Genomic DNA, 18,429 nt, shown 5'->3' on the forward strand with positions numbered 1-18,429 from the left:
GTTATTTCTCCCTTCGCCAGTTGCCCAGGATATCTGTTATGACTGGGGCTGGACGCATAGTGTATTAGGCCATAGATTGATTTTGACTTAGAATGGATAATCTCTTTAGTCGCCGATTCAGGAAATCCTGATTCTGCTTCTCCTTCTCGATTTCCATAACAACATAGCGCTGCTGAACATCTACAATTTTGCGGAATTGATTCACTTCCGGTCGATGTAGATATCCTCGTGCACAGCATTCTTCAAGACTTCCCGAATCAACTCTCGCACATTGGATTAAAACAGCATCTCCAAACAGAGATAAAACAGCTTCCGGATCACAAGTAGCCTTTTTCTCCAAATATGAGAACGAACCGAAATCGTATTGTAATTTCCGCTCTTTTTGTAGATTGGGGCATTTGAGTGCTGCAGCACGAGCGTTCTGATAAAGGTTTTCAGCAACATGTAACCGACCTTTAGCAGCTCTCCAAGCATTAGCCTGATCTGAAAAACTGGCATCTCTGAGCCAAGATACTTCGCTTTCGACGAAAGATACATCAACGCGCGAAGCTTTCTTTGGGTGGAATTGCACGTATGGCTCTCCTGGCACTAGATATCGTTTGAGTGCCTTAATTTGAACCTCATCCAAATCTTTTATATCCACATCGGCGATGACTGGCAGTATGCCTAAGTCGAGTAAATGTTCATTTAAGCCTATGTGATTTGTCTGGTATACGTTGTACCTCATAATCTTTCCAACGACACCGGCATCTTTCCACTCCATACGCGAACTTCCGTCCGCCATTTGACTCTCCCTAAGAATTTCCTGAATACGATCGACACGCGCCTCTGCGATCTTGAGCTCCTGGTAGTTACCCTCTTCGATAAACCGCTTGATCCTCTCAATACTCATTGGTAAACACCTCCGAGTAAGGTTGAAATGCGTTCTCGTGATGGATCATCTAAGATAAGGCAACGCTGCGTGCCAAGATCGATTTGCTTATCAGATACCAAAGTTCCGTAGAAATTTGACCAGACTACTTCTCCATAAGGCTCAATTGCAGATGGAAGGTGAGGAGTATCTTCACTACGCCTTAATGTGTAGTAAGATAACTCGTCCAATCGTAGTGCAGCAGGCAGCACCCAATCATGTACGAGAACTTTCGCTTCGGAATAAACCTGAGGTTGTTTCAACCTACCGAATTCCAAACGCAGCCAATTCTCATTCCGATCGAAAAGGAATCTCCGGACACCATTGAGTTCAATAGCAATACCAGCCATAGATCTTAAGTGCAACAATGAAGGCTGATATACTAATCGAGCTATTAATAAATGGGTTGATGGTGTCATGTCATCGAATCCAAATAGGTCTGCTGTGCTTCGAGCCCCAATGCAATCAAATAGAAAGGGGAAATGCTCGAGAGTCGCCTTTTTAGCAACCACGCTGAGGTCTTCAGCAAGATGAGCAAGTTCTGTTTTCAATCGGAAATATCGGATAATAGATGATTCAAGAGGCTGGAATCGCTCACAGTCAATGTAGTACCTCCTACCAGATAGTAGATCTTCCCCGCCATCGAGAACGATAATGTCTTCAACAGAAGCGGGTCGGCCCTGATACTGCTCAGAAAAGGTATGACTGAACGAGTGATACAAACCATCAAGAAGCACTTCTGTTGTAGATGCTGTCTCCAATCCAAGAACAACCGTTGATCCTGTCCATGCCAGCTCATACAGCTGGTATAAGGATGATTCGGATAACTCGACGCGAAGAGAGACAAATGATCGTCCGCCGTACCGTTGAATAAATTCTGGTTTCATTAGGAAAAGGGATACTGTTTTCATATTATGGCGCCTGTCGGCTACCTCCTTTTGTCATATAAGAGCAAAAAAGAAAAGGGGCGGAGATACCGCACCCTTTTCGCTTACATGCTTATTGTTCCCAAGGCATGCTGCCATTGCCATTGGAATTACCTCTGCCTCCACCGCCGGCACCCGCGCCACTATAGCTGCGCGTACCGCCTTGGTTGCCATAATTGCCGGAATTATTGTTGCCGTAACGCGCGTTATTGTTACCACCGCTACTGCTTCCACCTCGATTTCCATTACCGTTACCGCCGGTTCCGCTACTTTGGCCACCACGATTACCGTAAGTTCGATTTCCGCTACCTTGTCCTTGAGTGGAACGGTTGCCTCCACCGTTACTGTAGTTGCCACGGTTGCTGCTGTTTCGTTGGCCGCTTCCATTACTATTACTTTGATTTCCACCTTGGTTGTAGTTGTTTCGGCTGCCTTGAGCGCTGCCGTTTGCTACACCCTCCGGAGGAGCATCTAGGTATTGAATGTTCTTTGCCACGATTTCAGTTACCCAGCGACGATTTCCTTGATCATCGTTGTATGTGCGAACCTGTATACGTCCGTCAACAAAAATTCTCCTACCTTTGCGCAGATACGTGTCTGCAGAAACAGCAAGGTCATTTTTACAAACGATTGGGATGAAATCAGCCGTATTCCCATCATTGAGATCCACGGTGCGATCAACTGCGAGAATGAAATTCGCAACTTTGAAATCACCCATATCCTTGAAATCCGGATTATCGACTAGGTTTCCTACAAGCTCTACAGCATTACGTTTAAACATATAAATTACCTCTTCCTTATCCTGCCTCCCTTAAAGGTGAGGCCTTACGGATCATAATTACGATGCCTTGCGGATGTTCGTGGCTACAAATTTCCCAGCTCTCTCCTCGTAAAAAACTTCACAAGGGTCACCCTGGTTCAGCCCGATCTCATCCATAAGCTCCATCAGTTCGCCCACAACGGCCACTTCGATGATCTCCTCACCAATCTGGATATCCATAAGGTAATAAGCACCTTTGGAACCCTGTTCAGCACGTAGATCCTTAAATATTGGGATCGGAAATTCTTCCGGATCGCCTTTGGTCTCTCCATGATTACCGTCAGGAAACATCATGGGAGACTCTTCACCCGCGTACACATAAAGACCGAGACCATGAAGGGCTATCGCCTTCACTAAGCAGCGTTGAATCGAAGTGTTGATGTCCATCGCTGTTGGCTCAAAAAGTGTACCTCCGAATTCATCCATGACCGGTAACAAACTGGAACGCCTATCCCCTTTCACTGTGACGGCCATTTCAACGAAGTATCCGACCTCAGTTCTCAGGTATGGCAAAACGAAGTTACCGCGCTCATCTGGAAAACGGACGACCTCATAAGTGGAGTCTGGGTATTGTCGCCTAAGTTCTGAGTAGGCATGAACCCAAGGAACATAGTTCAATGAGTCATGCTTCTGCTCGATAAAGGCACCTACATCCACGGTTGAAAGATGCTTGAATACAGAATCCAAGTTACTTCCTCCTTTCTGCATATTGCAGTCAAATATATAGAAAAAGCCAAGAAAAAGCAGAGACACTTGGTCACTGAATTCCCTTGGCTTCACCTATCGAGAACGCAAAAAAGCCCTACGTTTTCCTCCTTTCCAAGACAAAGAAATGTCTTGACATAAGAGCAACCCGTAGGGCGCTAAGACTTGAACAAAAGGTGCTTAGATAATCATGTGTAAATGATAGCATATAAGATTGGGAAAGACAACCAATTATATGATTTGAAACACGATGTATTCTACATGAAACAACCTCTTAAATATTCCCATGATCGATGATTTAAGTATTATATTTACTTCTCTCTTGCCACTAACTTTCCAAATTCCCAGCGGTTCCACGATGGATCGATCCGTTCTGGCTTGATGCATTTGTCGATAAATTCGTTATCCAAAGTCAAATAGACGGAAGGATCATCTGCCTGCTTAATATAGCGTACTATCCATCTACGTGCATCCATAATACCTGTTTGGTCTTCAGACAAGCTCTCTTGCTGCTTACCGGGAAGTACTATATGAATCTGGTAGTTTTTTTCTATGTTAGCGTTCTTTGTGATGACAAAGTAAGGCTCATCATGTCTAGCCTTCCGCCCGCTTGTTCTATACTTTGGCATGCCGCTAGAGGGGCGCGGAGACTTAAGGTCCATAATGATCGCCGCAAATTGTTCGATCAAAAAAGCTAACGTTGAGTCTACCTCTGCCTCTTCCAAGAACCGAGCGATCTCCTTCCATGAGACCTCGATTTCTTGGCAACTTGTTGAAAGCTTTCGTCGATGAGCTGAAAATTGTGCCTCGTCAATTGTGCCGGTCACTTTGAATTCAAAGAGAATAGTTACGTTCTCCCCCACAACCCAAGCATCCGGAATAGAGTCGGAATTGTTCCTCAGCTCATTCTTTTTTCTGGGAAAAGGTGCTATCGCGAGCAGGTACTCAAAATCCCTCGGTGTAACCCCTGCACTCTCTGAGAAAAGGACGTATTGTGGCTCCCCAAAATTCAATTTATCAGCCTGCGGAAGAAACTTCTGAGAAAACTGTTTGAGCAATCGTGAATTGTCGAGTGAGAGTAAAGTCATCAGTATATTGCTGTAGTGATTCTCTTTCTGCTTATAGTGATTGAATATATTCATACGTCCCTCCTATAAGTTGTGTCTGAGACAGGTTAGAGCTGCCGTCTCCCATTTGAGACAGCAGCTTAGATTCTTTTCTCCCCACAAAACGTGTTTTTGCGTATCCTGGTTCAAAATATTCGTCGTAGACAACGCGCCGTTTTTGCTCACGCCTCTATAGGGACTTGAGACACATGCATGTATACCGCCACTTCTCACCTTTGCCAAGTATGCTTAATGGGGATCCTATTTTGAAGTCTGAGATATTTAAGCGAACAACTCACTAACGCGCAACCCGGCGTAGGATTCTCCACTATTCCTACTTGAAGTACTACGGCTGCGTGGATGCTAAGTTATTGGATCACCAGTACGTACTACTTCGTTTGTTCGCTGTATTTATTCCTTAAGCAAATGTGCTGGCGCGCATGAAGGTACGTGATAAGGTACAATTAATCGGGGAAATCTTTTCATTGCTTCCAAATCTTCCGATTCCATAGGCAAGTTGCATTTCTTACACAGAACCACTTCTGCTTTGCCACGGATCCCTTTTTTCTCGTAGATACCGAGGTCTTCCCAACCCATTTCGTAGGAATCAAACCCATTCCGGGCTGCCTCTGCAAAGGCCCGATCCACGGCATTGGCAGCACCGAGGTTATCAATAGCACAAAAACCGTACCCATCACGAAACGTATCCCCGAAATAGATACGAATGACGACTTTAGCAAAGGTATCAGTTACCTGGTACTCACGAATCTCTTTTTTATAATGTTCGCCGGCAATAGTATTGGCCCGATTTTCATACCACTCTACCGGGATGAATAGTTTATTGCTATTTTCACGTTGAGCCGCAGGCGGACGTTCAAACTTCGCCTTTAGCTTTGGCCACATATCCTGCCAGTTCCACATGTGGACGTCCTCCTTCTCCGTATCTTGGAGCGCTAACGCACCGATAAAATAGACGCGCACCTGCAGATACTCTAATCCATTTTCTTCGTTTGAACTCTACAATACTTGCAGTAAGCCTTTCTTCCGCCAACTCCCTTTGCATCAGTGTGGTATTCGGTCAACACTTTTAACTGACCGCAGCCAGCGGAATGCTTGGCGTCTACTAGCTTACCTTCTTTATCATTCAACTTGATTACTTTTACTCGGTGACGAACGTTTTCTTTTATTTTGATTCTTGCCGAATCCACTTCTTCCATCCCCTTGGGTGATTCTATTAACACTGTTTATTTAATAAAGTTAATTTTGCCGTATTTATCGATGTAGTTGTGTAATGATTTATAAAATGTAAGCGCCTCATTGACTTTATCAGGAACGCTTTGTAGTAACTTTTTAAAATATTCAGTACCGGTATCGGTTATCTTGCAATAATGGTTATGGCGCTTATCTTCGTTGTCCCAATAGCGTGTTATATATCCTTCTTGCTCCATAAAGTCTAATCGCTTTGACATATACGAAACGTTGACACCGACTCCTTGTAGTTTCTTAACCATCAACTCATCGAGCTCACGAACGTACCTGGGCTGTTGGGAAATTTCCGCGAGTACGAAAAAGTCAATGAACTCCTGAACTTTCAAAATACGACTGACTTTGTTCGTCTTATTTACAGATTCGAATGGTCGTTTTCTATGCAACACCATTTGTACACGTTCCTTTCTTGGATTCACTGATTGCATGTTGTAGGGCACTGCTAGTTAAGATTTCCTCCTGCAGAAGGATAGGCAATAACGATTCAACACAATTCCGTCTTTCGTCCAAACAGGAGCGGGTTTGCTCCATCAGATCATTAAGGATGTTTTGGCATTCCGTCATGGCAGCTTCATGAGTAAGCATCTCCATTTTGACAATTCCAAGACGAGTTAGTCCAGATCTAATCATGGTTTCTACAATCTGCAGAGCATGATCAAAGTCCTGACGTGAACCTGTGCTTCGTTCTCCATAGAATATTTCTTCCGCTGCAGCCCCGGCAAGAGATATCTTAATCTGTTCTTCCAAGTCTGACTTACTATATACGTTAGTATTTTCCTTCGGATTTTGGCGAACGTAACCCATGGTCATTCCTCGAGGGGAAAGAGAAACCTGATTAACGGATCCGGGACGAAAAGTCTCTGCAGCGATTGCGTGACCGAGTTCATGAATAGCAATGCGTCGACGTTCTTCTTCGTTGGTTCTCCGATCGCTCGTTTCCCCGAGCAAGACCTTATCGATGGCTTGGGTTAAGTGGCACTGCTCAATTAGTTCTTTCTGTTCACGGAAAGCATAGACCGCGGCTTCATTCATGAGACTCTCGAGTTGAGCGCCGGAAAAACCAAACGTTTGGTCCGCAATCAAATCAAGTATTACATCCACCGAGAGGGGTTTATTGAGCGCATGGATACCAAGAATTTGCAACCGACCTTGCTTATCGGGTAAATCAATTTGAATTTGCCGATCAAAACGTCCTGGTCGCAATAATGCATCATCAAGCATATCCTTTCGGTTCGTTGCGGCTATCATGAAAATGCGAGGAAGATCTTGGCTGAAGAGCCCATCCATCTCGGTTAGCAGCTGATTCAATGTCTGATCTGCTTCTTTTGCATGAGTTGTTGAATCACGTTTCCCGCCAAGAACATCGATTTCGTCGATAAAGATGATCGCGTTCTTTTTTTTCTGCTTAATAGTTAACTGACGGGCTTCTTTAAAAAGGCCCCGGACGCGGCGCGCGCCAACCCCAACATACATTTCAACAAAGTCACTTCCAGCTGCATATAAAAATACTGAATCAGTGTAATGCGCAGCTGCTTTTGCAAGAAGTGTTTTCCCTGTGCCAGGCGGACCGGCTAACAAAATCCCTTTTAACGGGCGAATGCCGTAACGACTCAGATCGTCCCCATGAACGAGAAAATCGAGAGCCTCCATCAGCTCCCGTTTTGCTATTTCTTGTCCGCCGATTTCATCAAATGATAATAGCTCAGGCATCTTGGCGACCCCTGCTGCGCCGATCATTCCGCGCCCATGGAATACATTATAAAGCACGGAGGCAATGAAGATAGATGTCAGTACCATTATCATGGCCAGCGGATCTACTTCGACCACAACGATAAGATATAGTAACAAAGAACCAAAGGCGCCGACCATAAGTTCTTTCCAATTTTTTTTGATCATCTGAGCACCCCAATGTATTACGGATTCCGAACAAACTGAATGAATTTCGCGTTGCTTGAGTTGGACAATGTAATATAAATAAATCTTTCGTCTACTTCGGTTCCAGTGTGAATACTCCCATCCTGATGGATGCTTTGTAGAAGTTTTGGGATATCCGAGTAATTATTGCTATCAATTGCCTGTGTAACCGGCAAACTTGCCGAAGTCCAGTATGCATTTAGTGCATCGTCGGGCTCGTTTGTTGGCAATACATAAAGTGTACGCCCACGGACGACCGAATTTAAATCCTTATTGATCTTTGCGTAGATATCCTTCATGCTTGCCGCTGGGCTGAACTTGGCTCGAATGACTATTGATTGATTTCCTACTTTGTAAGTATACGACTCAATGCCTGCCAGCTGGCTCAGGCTGCGTTCGATTGGCACTTCGTAGGTAAAGTGTTGATATGTTAGATGCGCAGCTCCTAAAAGGAGTGACGTGCAAGCAAAACTAATTATGGTTGGCCAAAAGCGAATCGAAATCATAAGCAGCTCCTTTTACCGTACGACTAGTTGCCAATTCTTCCGGAGGAAATAACCGCCATTGATCCAAACTGCATCAGCATCAAATTTTTCAATAAAGCCACCATATTCGATGAGTTCCCCATGTCTATGAATATCAGTCCATAAACGGAACCAGATTGCATTTTGAAAGTCAGCATCTGTTTGAAGTTGTTTGCCTTTTGCGTAAGCAGAGGGAAAATCAGGCATACGGATGTCCTCCTATTCGTAAGTACTCAAATCATATGGGACAAGGAGTGCTTCGTTTGATGTTTTAACCGCGTCTATGTACCAGGATTCTGAAAGGGATAATATCTTTGAGACGAGAAGCGACCAGAGTGCATGTTCTTCTGAGCTCAACTTGTCCCATGTGACGCAATCTGCAGGATCTTTCATTCGTTCATGAGATAAGATGTGATGAAACCATACAATCGGTTTTCCTTGCGACAATCGCACAGAAGTTCCAATTCGGTACTGGTGAGCCTGCTCTTCGCCAGGGAGATAGGACACAAGAGAAATATAGAGAAAGAACTCTGGCGACCCGCTTCGTACTTTGGAGAAGCGATCTTCATCCCAGAAAGATAATAGTACCCACTCCACTTCGGCATCATCACCAAGAGCTTCGGAGAGGTAGCGGTAGGTCTGCTCATCGGGAAGGACCATAGACACTGCTTCAGCTGCAGCACGAACGCCGAAGGCCTCCTTAACAATCGGGAATATTTCAGATGCTTTCCCTTCAAGGACCGAGCGGATAAATTGTATTAAGACTTCTTCGTTCATCAAGATAGGTCATCCTTCCTATTATTTTCAGGTAGCCATAATTGAGGTAGCCTAGGGTGTGGCACTGAGGTGTAAAAAGCAATGTCTGCCACACAACGCTAGAGATATTACGGCGACTGGAACAGCCCCCATTCATTTAACGACCAAATAATACCTACGGGAACCTTTGTTCCATTCTACTAAAAAGGAATCGCTTTGTCTATACTTGCATATGAGTGTCTTATTACAACGCCATGTGTAGCAAGGGTTTTCTTTGTGTCTTCTTCCCGCGTCCGTTCGCCTGCTCGGCCGTTCGGGTCTCTCCCCTGCTCATGCTTTTATTCAATCTCCTTTTTCCTCCCTACCTGCTTGATCCCGTCCCCTCTTTCCTCCCCATATCCTATTCCAGATAACCTACATTTAACTCCTCCCACGTTCTATTCACTTTTAATCGATGCTGCTTTGTTCTATCCTCCTTATTAGTGCATTTTTCATTTCCCTTGCTTTTTTCTTTTAAAACGATTTTCCGACTCGCGCCGCCGCCCTGCCGCCCTGCCTGACTTTCGTATCCAGATACGTGAGATATACCCGGTTAGGTCCATCGTATCTAGATGAGCGGAAAGAAAGGATATAAGGAGAAGTCGGAAGAGACAAAACATAAAAAACGGTATCAAGGGTGGCGGAATTATCGACGGAAGGAGTCTGGAAGCGGGTGGCAGGATAAGGGATGGTGTCGAAGGTAAGGACGTAGAAGCTAAGCGTAGCAAGGGGTTGTAATAAGACACTCATCTTTAATAATTTGACTTGATCAAAATCAACTATCCATAAACTAACTTGATAAATGTCGGACGACAAGAACCTTGTCCGATTGTGCGCAGATCCACCAGCTTAGTGGCTACCCAGAATGTATTCCATCCATGTCCCTAGTAATGAAATCATAAAATTGGATTTCATGCGTTTTTAAAAAAACGAACAGCAGAAAACAACCGCTAAGCTGCTTTTCTGCTGAATATGTTTCCTCATCCATCATATAGTTAGTTATTATCGTTGTCGTTGTGACTTACCTTTAACTGCAGCCAACCTTCACGTATACTCACAGGTTTATCTACCGGGAATTCTTTTGCATCAATTGGTTTAATTGGGAATGACCTCGTTTTCCAATCTCCAGTTGAAGTCACGAATCTTTCAACCCAATTCCACTCTCCAAGCGTATCATTGGGCTTTGGATAATAAATTTTTTCCAAGCGATCTTCCGTTATGATATTCGTTAGTATTGGCCCTCCTTGGAACAGTACTTCCAAATTTCCCTTGTTATCGTTTCGGAACTTGTCAGGCAGTTCTAGTCTTTTGACCGGAAGCAATCCTGAGTATATATGTGCTTTCGCACACGGGTCTAAAAGCATCGTGATGTATTTCTTTTGTTGATATAGTCCTATCCGAAGATAAGATTCCACATTGCTGTCCTGCGGATCAGGCTGCCCGATCACTTGAATATAAGGACTTGACTCGCGATCCGGTCCAGTATAGGCGTGTACTGCATAGAACTTGGAATAATCCTCCCCTTCGTAATAACCTAGCACCCCGTCTTCAGTCATTTCGGCATTTCCAATCCCCATAGGCAGCTCCAAACGATAATACGGATGACGATCCCTATCGGCGTTAAAGTCATTCTTGGGATCAATTACCGGCAGGTCAGGAGTGTCCAATTCCCAGAATACCTTCGATCGAACTAACGCTAAAGGTCTCCCTAAATAGACTGCAACCGTCTGGCTGAATGATCGGCCTTTTGGGTCGATCATCCACAAGGTCTCGTCAATTGTCTGCATAAAAGCAAGCAGAGCTGAGCCGCCCGCGGATGTAATACCGATCAGGTAGTCGCCTAATACCCGATAAGTATCTTTCAGATGATTGAGGTCTCTATAAAACACATCAGGGGCTAGTTCCCACCTAGCCGACATCTCTTGACCGCTCCCTGAAATTCTGATCTCGCCGAGAACTTTTCCCTCGGGAGAATATATCAGAAGTCCGCGATCCAAGTGATTTGGCAATATCCATCCGCACACCGGGTTTACTTGATCATCGATATGAACTTCCATCAAGTCATTCTGTGCCGATACCCAGTTGAAATTCATGCGCATCGCTTGAGCGAGTCTCGGCTTTAGTTCTACAACGCCAACTAGATCCGGCTCAGTCATTAACGACTCGGCTACTAAAGGTTCTTTTGCTGCTAAATTGACTGTTTCCACTTGTCCGAACCGGTCGATGATATCCAACTTCTCTATCTTTAAATGCCCTGCAATCACGGGTTGAAAGTCAGGTGCTTGACCAGAAAACGCGTAATCTGCCGGCTTCATTCTAATTGCTTCTTCGCCCAGAATTTCTTCCAGTCTTGCTGATAGTGGATGAGCCTTCAAATCTCTGAGTATGAACTGCTCAATTAACCCTTCCAATGGTTGTGACAGCACTTTCCATTTACTTAAACGATCTTCAAACGAGATGGCATGATTGGTCGATAGGGCCAAGTCTTTTTTGAACTGATTGATCCGATCCTTGAGGTAACCAACAGCCTGTGCACCTAGACATATTCTTCCCCGTATTTTCTGTGAATGGCCTGACATCGGTTTTGCTATGCATGTATAATCTTCCCCGTTGAATTTCCAATGACTGGCGTCGAACGGCATAGGAAACCACTTGATTTCCCACTCCAAAAAAATAGGCTCCCAAGGCTCACTCCATGGAACCGTCTCACCCATGTCGAGCAAATCTTGCACCGCTTCATATAAACCGTGAGGCAATCCCCTGTATTCTCTAGGAAACCGATTTTCCCTCCTGTATTGTGCGATTCTACATGGAGGCAGGGCGGCTTCTCGAGTAGGCAAGGTCTGCTTAATTCCGGTAATTAGGACAGCAGGATCTTGTGGCCGCCAAAACCGAGAAAGGTTGACGGGTATCAATTGTTTGTCCGGGTACTGGGAGTGAAATTGCTGATACATCCCCCAAACCGTTCTAGACTGTCCAGGATAGGTATCTAACTCCCCCCTTAACCGAGCTCCGTAAGAAAGCAATTCACCATCATGGCTTATATCTCCATCCCATTTCCACCAGACATCATACACTTCTTGCCTCATGTTCCTGACGTATCTTCCTTTTTGGTCCAGTTTCATTTTTGCTTTGTTCAATTCAGACACCGCGCGGTCAGCACTGTCGCGTGACGGGTCAGGCAAAACATTCATACCGTTTCCAGTACCATTTTCATTTTCTCTATAACTCCAACTCCAAATCCATCCACCCGGTATGCCTTCGAATCCGGTTTGATGAATATGATCATCCAAAGAGTCTGCTCCATCCGGATCTTCGAAAGAACGCAGTAGATTGTACATGTGGGATTCCAACAGATTTGAAGGTGCCAATATATCATCATCTTCAGTGAATGCTCCCAAAAGCTCATTCAAAGCATCAGCTGAAGTCAAACCAATCGAAACCAAATGCGGGATCTGCAGTGGATTCGAAGAGGATGTATTGTTCCTGTTCCAGGCAATTCCCTTCACTTGTCCGTAGACAAAGGTCTGATTCGTCAAAGGCGGATTGTCTCCCACCTCCCAGTCTAATTCACTTAATCTGTTTTTCAGTTCGTTTACTGTTCGGATTTCGTTCAATGGATCTTGATCCGAATTGGCATACCACCCTATAATTAAATAATTGATTTCTGCTTCGTTTATCCTGTCCAGCGGGTCCACCATAGAGAATACATCTTTACAGTTCGGTTGGAATATAGCAAAGGTGTGATCTCCCGGTCCCATTATAGTTAATTCATTAAGGTAGTTAACCCCCCAGCGGCCATCGCCCCATTCCGTAGAGGGGATAGTGAGTCCTATTCGCGCGTGTTCGGACCAAGGACTCCCTGCGTCTTCAAAACGATGAATTGCATTGCTCTCAACGATCCAATAACTGGTTCCAGGGTTGTCAGATCCAAGGATCTTCCGAACGACAAGCCAGCGGTTTGGTACGGTTCGAAATTCGTAATCTCCGTCTGATTCAACGCCAGTGCGAAATGCTTTGGGCAATGTCCAATGCAGGTACATCCCCAAATCGTTCGGACTTATTTCAGTTGTAATGAATGGATCTGGTTCTGGCGATAATTTCTCATAGTCCATTGTAAAACGTCTGAAGGTTTGCTGCTGTGCAGCTACATTTACCGGCAGTGCCTCTACTGCCATAGGTACAAGACAAATATTCTTAAGTGCCATTTGTACAACAAACTCCTTTTTTCATTCACTTTAATTCATTGCATTGTCAATTGAGCGTAGTCAGGTGCGTCAAGCAATTGTAATGCAAACGTGGAAGAACCCCACCATTCATTGGCTCGACCAATTTGGGAGTGTAGATGCCGCTGGAGTTGTTCTATGTTTAAAACCCCTAGTTCCTTATTCCGCCAATCCGAATCTGGGTCTAAATCTGAGTCCGTATCATGGAATATATAATTATCACCGAGTTCACAGCCAAGATTGGCGCTGAAGTTTTCAGTGCTTCTAAGATCGATGGAGAAAGACTTGTCTGGTAGGACGTCATATCCGAAACGCTGCTTCTCGTGGTGCTCTGCGATTGTAATGCTTGTTGGTTCTTCATCAAAAAGGTAAACGGCTATTTGGTCTTGAATCTCCACTTTTTTATGGTTCACCGCAGCTCCATTCACTACTCCTTGAATCCTTACACCCGGATAGTCGGACAGAAGCGATGAACGAATGATCAAGCCAATACGTCCGTCATCATGATCCTTGAGTAATCTGCGGATTCCGGCATTCATGGCTTGATCCCAATCCGAATGAACACCGATGCTAAGTGCTCCGTCTACCATACTTTCCATCCAGCTGCTGTCCAGCCTGAACAGTCGCATTTGCTCGGCAGCAAGCATTTGTATTTGGGGCACCAAGTATGGAAAGGATATTTGATTCATGTCTTGAAGTAAATCCAAAAATTGAACCACTTCAATTTCTTCTTGTGTTCCTATACTGGGAAGAAAATGTGATGCGAGACGAAATGGATCGCTTATCACTTCGCGAATCTGTCCGAATGGATCTTTCTTCTTCTGTTTTCTTACCTTACGCCATTTCCGATTATATTTTATCGGAAACTCCGTATTCTCCGACATCGCCTCATGTACACGATTAGCCCAAGGCGAACCAAGCGCTTGTTCCAGTTTCGTCCATATGTCATCAGGATTCGCTGCCAGCGAATACGAGGCCAGTTTCTCATTCATAAATCGAGCCGCGTATTGACGTCGAAGTATGCACAACTGTTCAGCGAACTTCCGGTTTGCAAGGGCAGCTGCCTTTCCGAATTGATATGCGACGGCCCAGGAGGCATCGAAAACACCGTATTTCTGATCGTACTGCAGTAGCTGGAATGCATTCCAAATGTTCGGGACGTTTCTTGGTTTCGCTTCGGCAACAGGCATCCCGGCTCCCCTGATCCATGCCATCGTTGATTCCCCGGAAATCGTATGGTATGACAAAGGAGAGAAACCGTCGGAAATGCGCTGCTCCACAACGGCCGGCGGGTTCGAAATTTCAGGGCTCTTGTGTCTTAGCCAGGGTCCGTTCGATCTCATATCTTGCCACAGGTTCTTGACGATGGCTCTGAAGCTTTTCTCACCTGATGGGGAGCATGTAAACGACCAATCATCGAGCACTATGAATCTAACTAATGGTTTATCCGGAAATGTCCCCTTTAGACGCTCCTCATGTCCTTCAAGTGAGACGAAATAGACGTGGAAACGTTGTTGAAGTCCATCCTTTACCTTCGGAATACGATTGCTCAGAATAATGGAAGCGCTTTGTTCCGGGTACGGTACGGATGCTCTAACATTAGCGAGCCAAGCCGCTTCGTTTTCCTTTAATAATACTTTACGTAGAATATCCGTCGGAATATCGATGGATCGGCATTTGGATAAATTCCCTCTCGTAGCTTCAGGAGGAATATTACAAGGAACCTCTACTGTCGTCGGATGCGCATGGAAGCAGTCTGCTACGGTCATGGTTACAGGTTTTCCGTTACCGACCCACTCATCCTCCCTCAATAGAAGCAACGCCATCCAAGGAAGCTCAGCATCTCCCTCGATCCAGCGTGACCACGGCAATGATTGATTTGTTAAGATGAGATGAGGAATGGTGTCCTCGAATTGACCTTCCTGAAGCGGATGTTGAGCGCCTAAGTGTTTCGGGTCAAGGACGAATCGAGGTGCATCGACAGTAAATTTTTGTACAGCCTCCATTATTTTGGGTTCCTCGTGTCCATCCTCCATGCGTCCATCCCACATTACTTCTTGATTCACGTGAATGGTATAATCTCCGCCTTTTAACGATGGAGACATGCTGTCGTGAATCGAAACGGTGCTTGCATCGATTGCATGTTTACGTTTCATATGGTCCCTCCACCGATCGGAACCGCTTCCCATATGAGCGGCGGTTCAATATACAACCAGTCTGCATTCTGGCTTAGTTGAAACATCGAATCGTTGTCCCCGCTGTATAATCCTGCTTCCGTCAAATAACGGATGAGATTGTCTCGCTCTCGCAAGACACCAGCCTCATTAATTGTATTCATAATAATATTACGGGCATTTGGACTAGTTTGAGAATTACCTTGTATTTTGGAGCCTTCGGTTGGGGGGACATCCATTAACTCAACTCTCTCGCGCTTGTACTTGGAGTCGAACTCAATATCTCCACGATAAGTTGACGTTGGTTTCACCGGTGAGGCGTCAATACCCACGCACTCCGGAATCGTCTCTTCATGCGGGGCGCTGGGTCTGAACAAGGTAGGCTCTATCCACCACATTGCTTTTGGAATTCCTTTACGCACGAGCTCTGCATCAAGTTTGACCGCCCCCATCTCATTGTGCCTCAATGACAATGAAAGAGCAGCATAAGTAATTTTTTCACCCAATAGACGGATACTTAATCCGCGATACTCGCTTTCATCTTCATCAAGCAACACGTTCCATTCCTCTTGGTTACCGTTTAGGTCAAGTACTTTGCAATACTTAAATGGAAATTCCGACTCAATAGCAAAGGAAAACTGATCGGCACCAATTTTCCATGTATCAGGATCATCGATAGATGTCGTTGGCATTTTGCCAATGAGTCCGCTGGACGCATGTATTCGTAAAGGGTGATCAGGATCCGGCAGCATCTTCATAAATTCAGTTTCGCTTTTCTCATCCAGAAGCTGATGCTGCTGCTTCTTTCGTTCCCCAAAAGATATGGGTATTGTGCAAGCGAAGCAATCCAGCAGCACTTTTCCTCCTGTAGGAGGACCCCATAGTTCAAATGTAGTGCCAAATTCGATTTTGAGAAAACGCTCGAACCATTTTAAGACACCTTTGACTTTGGTTTTTACTTGACCGCGGACGGTAACTCCTACAGCGGCATCTACATAGAAAGGCTTCCATTCCAGCAGAAAATCCGCATAAGCTATAAATCCGAGATAAACGTTGTTCTTGTCGTATGCCAGCTCGAAACTGCCCCCGCCCATCGTGCATGCTGGAGTAATCGCAAAATACGAGCTGCCTTTCAACACGAACCCGCCTATATCCCAGTTCAGAGACAACCGATCCAATCGTGGATAATGGCTGGGAACTTGGAACTTCGGATGATATCCTCCGAGTGAAATGGCAAAATCGCCATTGAAGTTTTCCCCGTACCAGAACCAAGCGGCGAAATCGCCGCCAAGTTTGCAGTTCTTGCTGAACAGAAACGAATCTTCTGTCAGAGTTGAAGATATGCCCGCGAAACCCTGGGAGGGCTTCCATACCCCTTTCAATAGTGCTTCTACATGTACGAACTTGTTGTCATGCCCAGACTTTTTCGGCAAATCCAGCGTAGACTTTCCAAGGAGGATCAACTCTAATTCCTTGCTCATTTGGCCGATTAGAAGCATTTTGGATTCGATTAACTCAAATGTATTAAAATCTAAACCTACCGCGAGCCAGTTAGAACCGGTCTCCGCGACGATCCATTGCTTAAGCTTCGTTAAGACCCGATTCATTTGATCGTCGCGGTCCATGAGCGGTACAACATTTACTTCCTCTACTGTCGGTTCCTTGAATCTTCGATTGATCCCAAATCCTAAACTGATCCCTGTGACGTACATGTAAGGTGGGCCGCCGAGGTGTTGATCCAAACTTGCATATACGAATAATGAATCTTCACCATCTATTTGTTCATACTGCCCGATTGCATCAATGCTGCGCTTCAATGTTTCGATCGAAGCCGATCCCCCAAACTTGTTCTCTGACTCCATCAGGAGACCGCCGCTGATCTTCATCGGATCCAAGTCATAGGTTAAGTCCATTCCCTGCAGAAGGGTAGCAACATCTGGCCCGGATATAAACGGAACAGATGCATGTAAATCCAATAATTCCAATTCAACGCCAAACAACGATACAAGACCATCAATTCTAGTATCAAAGCGAAAATCCGTGCCGGACATTCCAATCCCAATTCTACGGATTGTAAGCGGCCCCAATGTTTGTTGGACCGGAAACCATATGTCCGTCCGGTAATGGATTTCTGTTTCATCTGGTGCTAAACCCGATTCGACTCGATTAGGATCATATAACAAGATATCCCATGGTTTCGTTTGTCCGAATAGCTCCGTTCTTCCGTATATCCGAAGTCCAGGCTGCAATACACGTGCCGGGAATATGTTCTCGCGAAGAAGGGTATTCCAACTGTCCACAGTTGATTTCAGAACGGTTGTCAAACCAAGATGAACATACGCCATCCCTTCCAAATGCACTCCTATGCTTTGCAATGCAGGGATGGATTTGCCGAACAGCTTCATTTGCGATAAATTCATACTTCTTCTAAAATTGACTGCAAAAGCAAAATGTTCTTCTTCTTGGTCCGGTTTGATCAATCCAAACCGCAGTTGCGGATAGTCCTGAAGATTGCCTGTTACGACATATGGAGGAGGGTTAGAGGGGTTGGGCATACTTACATCCCTTAATTCCAAGTCATACGGTTCTAGAATTGGGAAACCAACTGGGATTCGAATTCCTAATTCGCTAAGCAAGTCTTTTAGTTTGATATTTTGGACGAGTATCGGTATAAACGGTTCCATGTTTCACCTCGATTTTTAGTTCTGAATTTCGTTATATGTTCTTTCTAATTGTTTGAATATTTATTCCCAAATATTCACAAAAATGAAAGATTTAATTTAAAGGATGACCTAAATTGTCACAATGGATATTACGATGCAGGAAAAAGAAACCACCGTCATTTAACTGACGGCGGTGTTTCACTATTAAAGGTTACAAAATAGTGATTTATTGAAGCAAAAAATGCAATAACCTCCAATCATTTGTTTGGAGGTTATTGCCGAAAAGGTTACAAAATAATGATTATCTAGCTAAAAGATGTTGGGTTTTTATAGAGACAGTACTAATTTATCAAAACTCCTCAGGACAGGAAAATGTCGCGGAGCATTTGTTCCCATATTT

General features: G+C 44.8%; 15 protein-coding genes. All 15 read right to left on the bottom strand.

Annotated features, from left to right (window positions below):
- Nucleotides 1–64 precede the first annotated feature (64 nt).
- The 15 genes from QFZ80_RS00845 to QFZ80_RS00915 all read right to left on the bottom strand — a co-directional run bounded on the left by QFZ80_RS00845 (nt 65) and on the right by QFZ80_RS00915 (nt 18,050).
- On the bottom strand, nt 65–892 hold the full coding sequence (locus tag QFZ80_RS00845; protein WP_307544862.1) for a hypothetical protein: 828 nt from the start codon (nt 890–892) through the stop codon (nt 65–67).
- Nucleotides 889–1,821, bottom strand: a complete 933-nt coding sequence (locus tag QFZ80_RS00850) for a hypothetical protein (protein WP_307544859.1) — start codon at nt 1,819–1,821, stop codon at nt 889–891. The genes QFZ80_RS00845 and QFZ80_RS00850 overlap by 4 nt, the downstream gene beginning before the upstream one ends.
- Before the next feature lie 88 nt (nt 1,822–1,909).
- Nucleotides 1,910–2,617, bottom strand: a complete 708-nt coding sequence (locus tag QFZ80_RS00855) for a single-stranded DNA-binding protein (protein WP_307544857.1) — start codon at nt 2,615–2,617, stop codon at nt 1,910–1,912.
- A 57-nt stretch (nt 2,618–2,674) separates the two neighbouring features.
- Complete coding sequence (locus QFZ80_RS00860) at nt 2,675–3,343, bottom strand: Sak single strand annealing protein (protein ID WP_307544855.1); 669 nt, start codon at nt 3,341–3,343, stop codon at nt 2,675–2,677.
- Between the two features lie 329 nt (nt 3,344–3,672).
- Complete coding sequence (locus QFZ80_RS00865; RefSeq protein ID WP_307544853.1) at nt 3,673–4,503, bottom strand: hypothetical protein; 831 nt, start codon at nt 4,501–4,503, stop codon at nt 3,673–3,675.
- A gap of 375 nt (nt 4,504–4,878) precedes the next feature.
- Nucleotides 4,879–5,388 carry a hypothetical protein gene (locus tag QFZ80_RS00870; RefSeq protein WP_307544851.1) on the bottom strand — a complete coding sequence of 170 codons (510 nt, stop codon included), beginning with the start codon at nt 5,386–5,388 and terminating at the stop codon, nt 4,879–4,881.
- Nucleotides 5,389–5,459: 71 nt separating this feature from the next.
- A complete protein-coding gene (locus QFZ80_RS00875; protein ID WP_307544849.1) occupies nt 5,460–5,675 on the bottom strand; it encodes a hypothetical protein in 216 nt (71 codons plus the stop codon).
- A 36-nt stretch (nt 5,676–5,711) separates the two neighbouring features.
- Entirely contained in the window at nt 5,712–6,125 is a 414-nt protein-coding gene (locus tag QFZ80_RS00880; RefSeq protein ID WP_307544847.1) for a PadR family transcriptional regulator, read from the bottom strand.
- On the bottom strand, nt 6,112–7,629 hold the full coding sequence (locus QFZ80_RS00885; RefSeq protein WP_373459986.1) for an AAA family ATPase: 1,518 nt from the start codon (nt 7,627–7,629) through the stop codon (nt 6,112–6,114). Before QFZ80_RS00885 ends, QFZ80_RS00880 begins: the two co-directional genes overlap by 14 nt.
- Nucleotides 7,630–7,646: 17 nt before the next feature.
- A complete protein-coding gene (locus QFZ80_RS00890; RefSeq protein ID WP_307544845.1) occupies nt 7,647–8,153 on the bottom strand; it encodes a hypothetical protein in 507 nt (168 codons plus the stop codon).
- Nucleotides 8,154–8,165: 12 nt separating this feature from the next.
- Nucleotides 8,166–8,378, bottom strand: coding sequence for a hypothetical protein (locus QFZ80_RS00895; protein ID WP_307544842.1), 213 nt, complete (start codon nt 8,376–8,378; stop codon nt 8,166–8,168).
- Nucleotides 8,379–8,390: 12 nt separating this feature from the next.
- Nucleotides 8,391–8,951: a hypothetical protein gene (locus tag QFZ80_RS00900; protein ID WP_307544840.1), complete on the bottom strand. Its 561-nt coding sequence runs from the start codon at nt 8,949–8,951 to the stop codon at nt 8,391–8,393.
- 1,010 nt (nt 8,952–9,961) lie between these two features.
- The gene (locus tag QFZ80_RS00905) at nt 9,962–13,174 is read right to left on the bottom strand and encodes a hypothetical protein (RefSeq protein ID WP_307544838.1); all 3,213 of its coding nucleotides are present in this window, start codon (nt 13,172–13,174) and stop codon (nt 9,962–9,964) included.
- 35 nt (nt 13,175–13,209) lie between these two features.
- Nucleotides 13,210–15,348 (bottom strand): NADPH-dependent FMN reductase family protein, encoded by a 2,139-nt coding sequence (locus tag QFZ80_RS00910; RefSeq protein WP_307544836.1) that lies wholly within the window; start codon nt 15,346–15,348, stop codon nt 13,210–13,212.
- The gene (locus QFZ80_RS00915) at nt 15,345–18,050 is read right to left on the bottom strand and encodes a DUF6603 domain-containing protein (RefSeq protein WP_307544834.1); all 2,706 of its coding nucleotides are present in this window, start codon (nt 18,048–18,050) and stop codon (nt 15,345–15,347) included. Before QFZ80_RS00915 ends, QFZ80_RS00910 begins: the two co-directional genes overlap by 4 nt.
- Nucleotides 18,051–18,429 lie beyond the last annotated feature (379 nt).

Source organism: Paenibacillus sp. V4I7, from assembly GCF_030817275.1.
GTDB lineage: Bacteria > Bacillota > Bacilli > Paenibacillales > NBRC-103111 > Paenibacillus_E.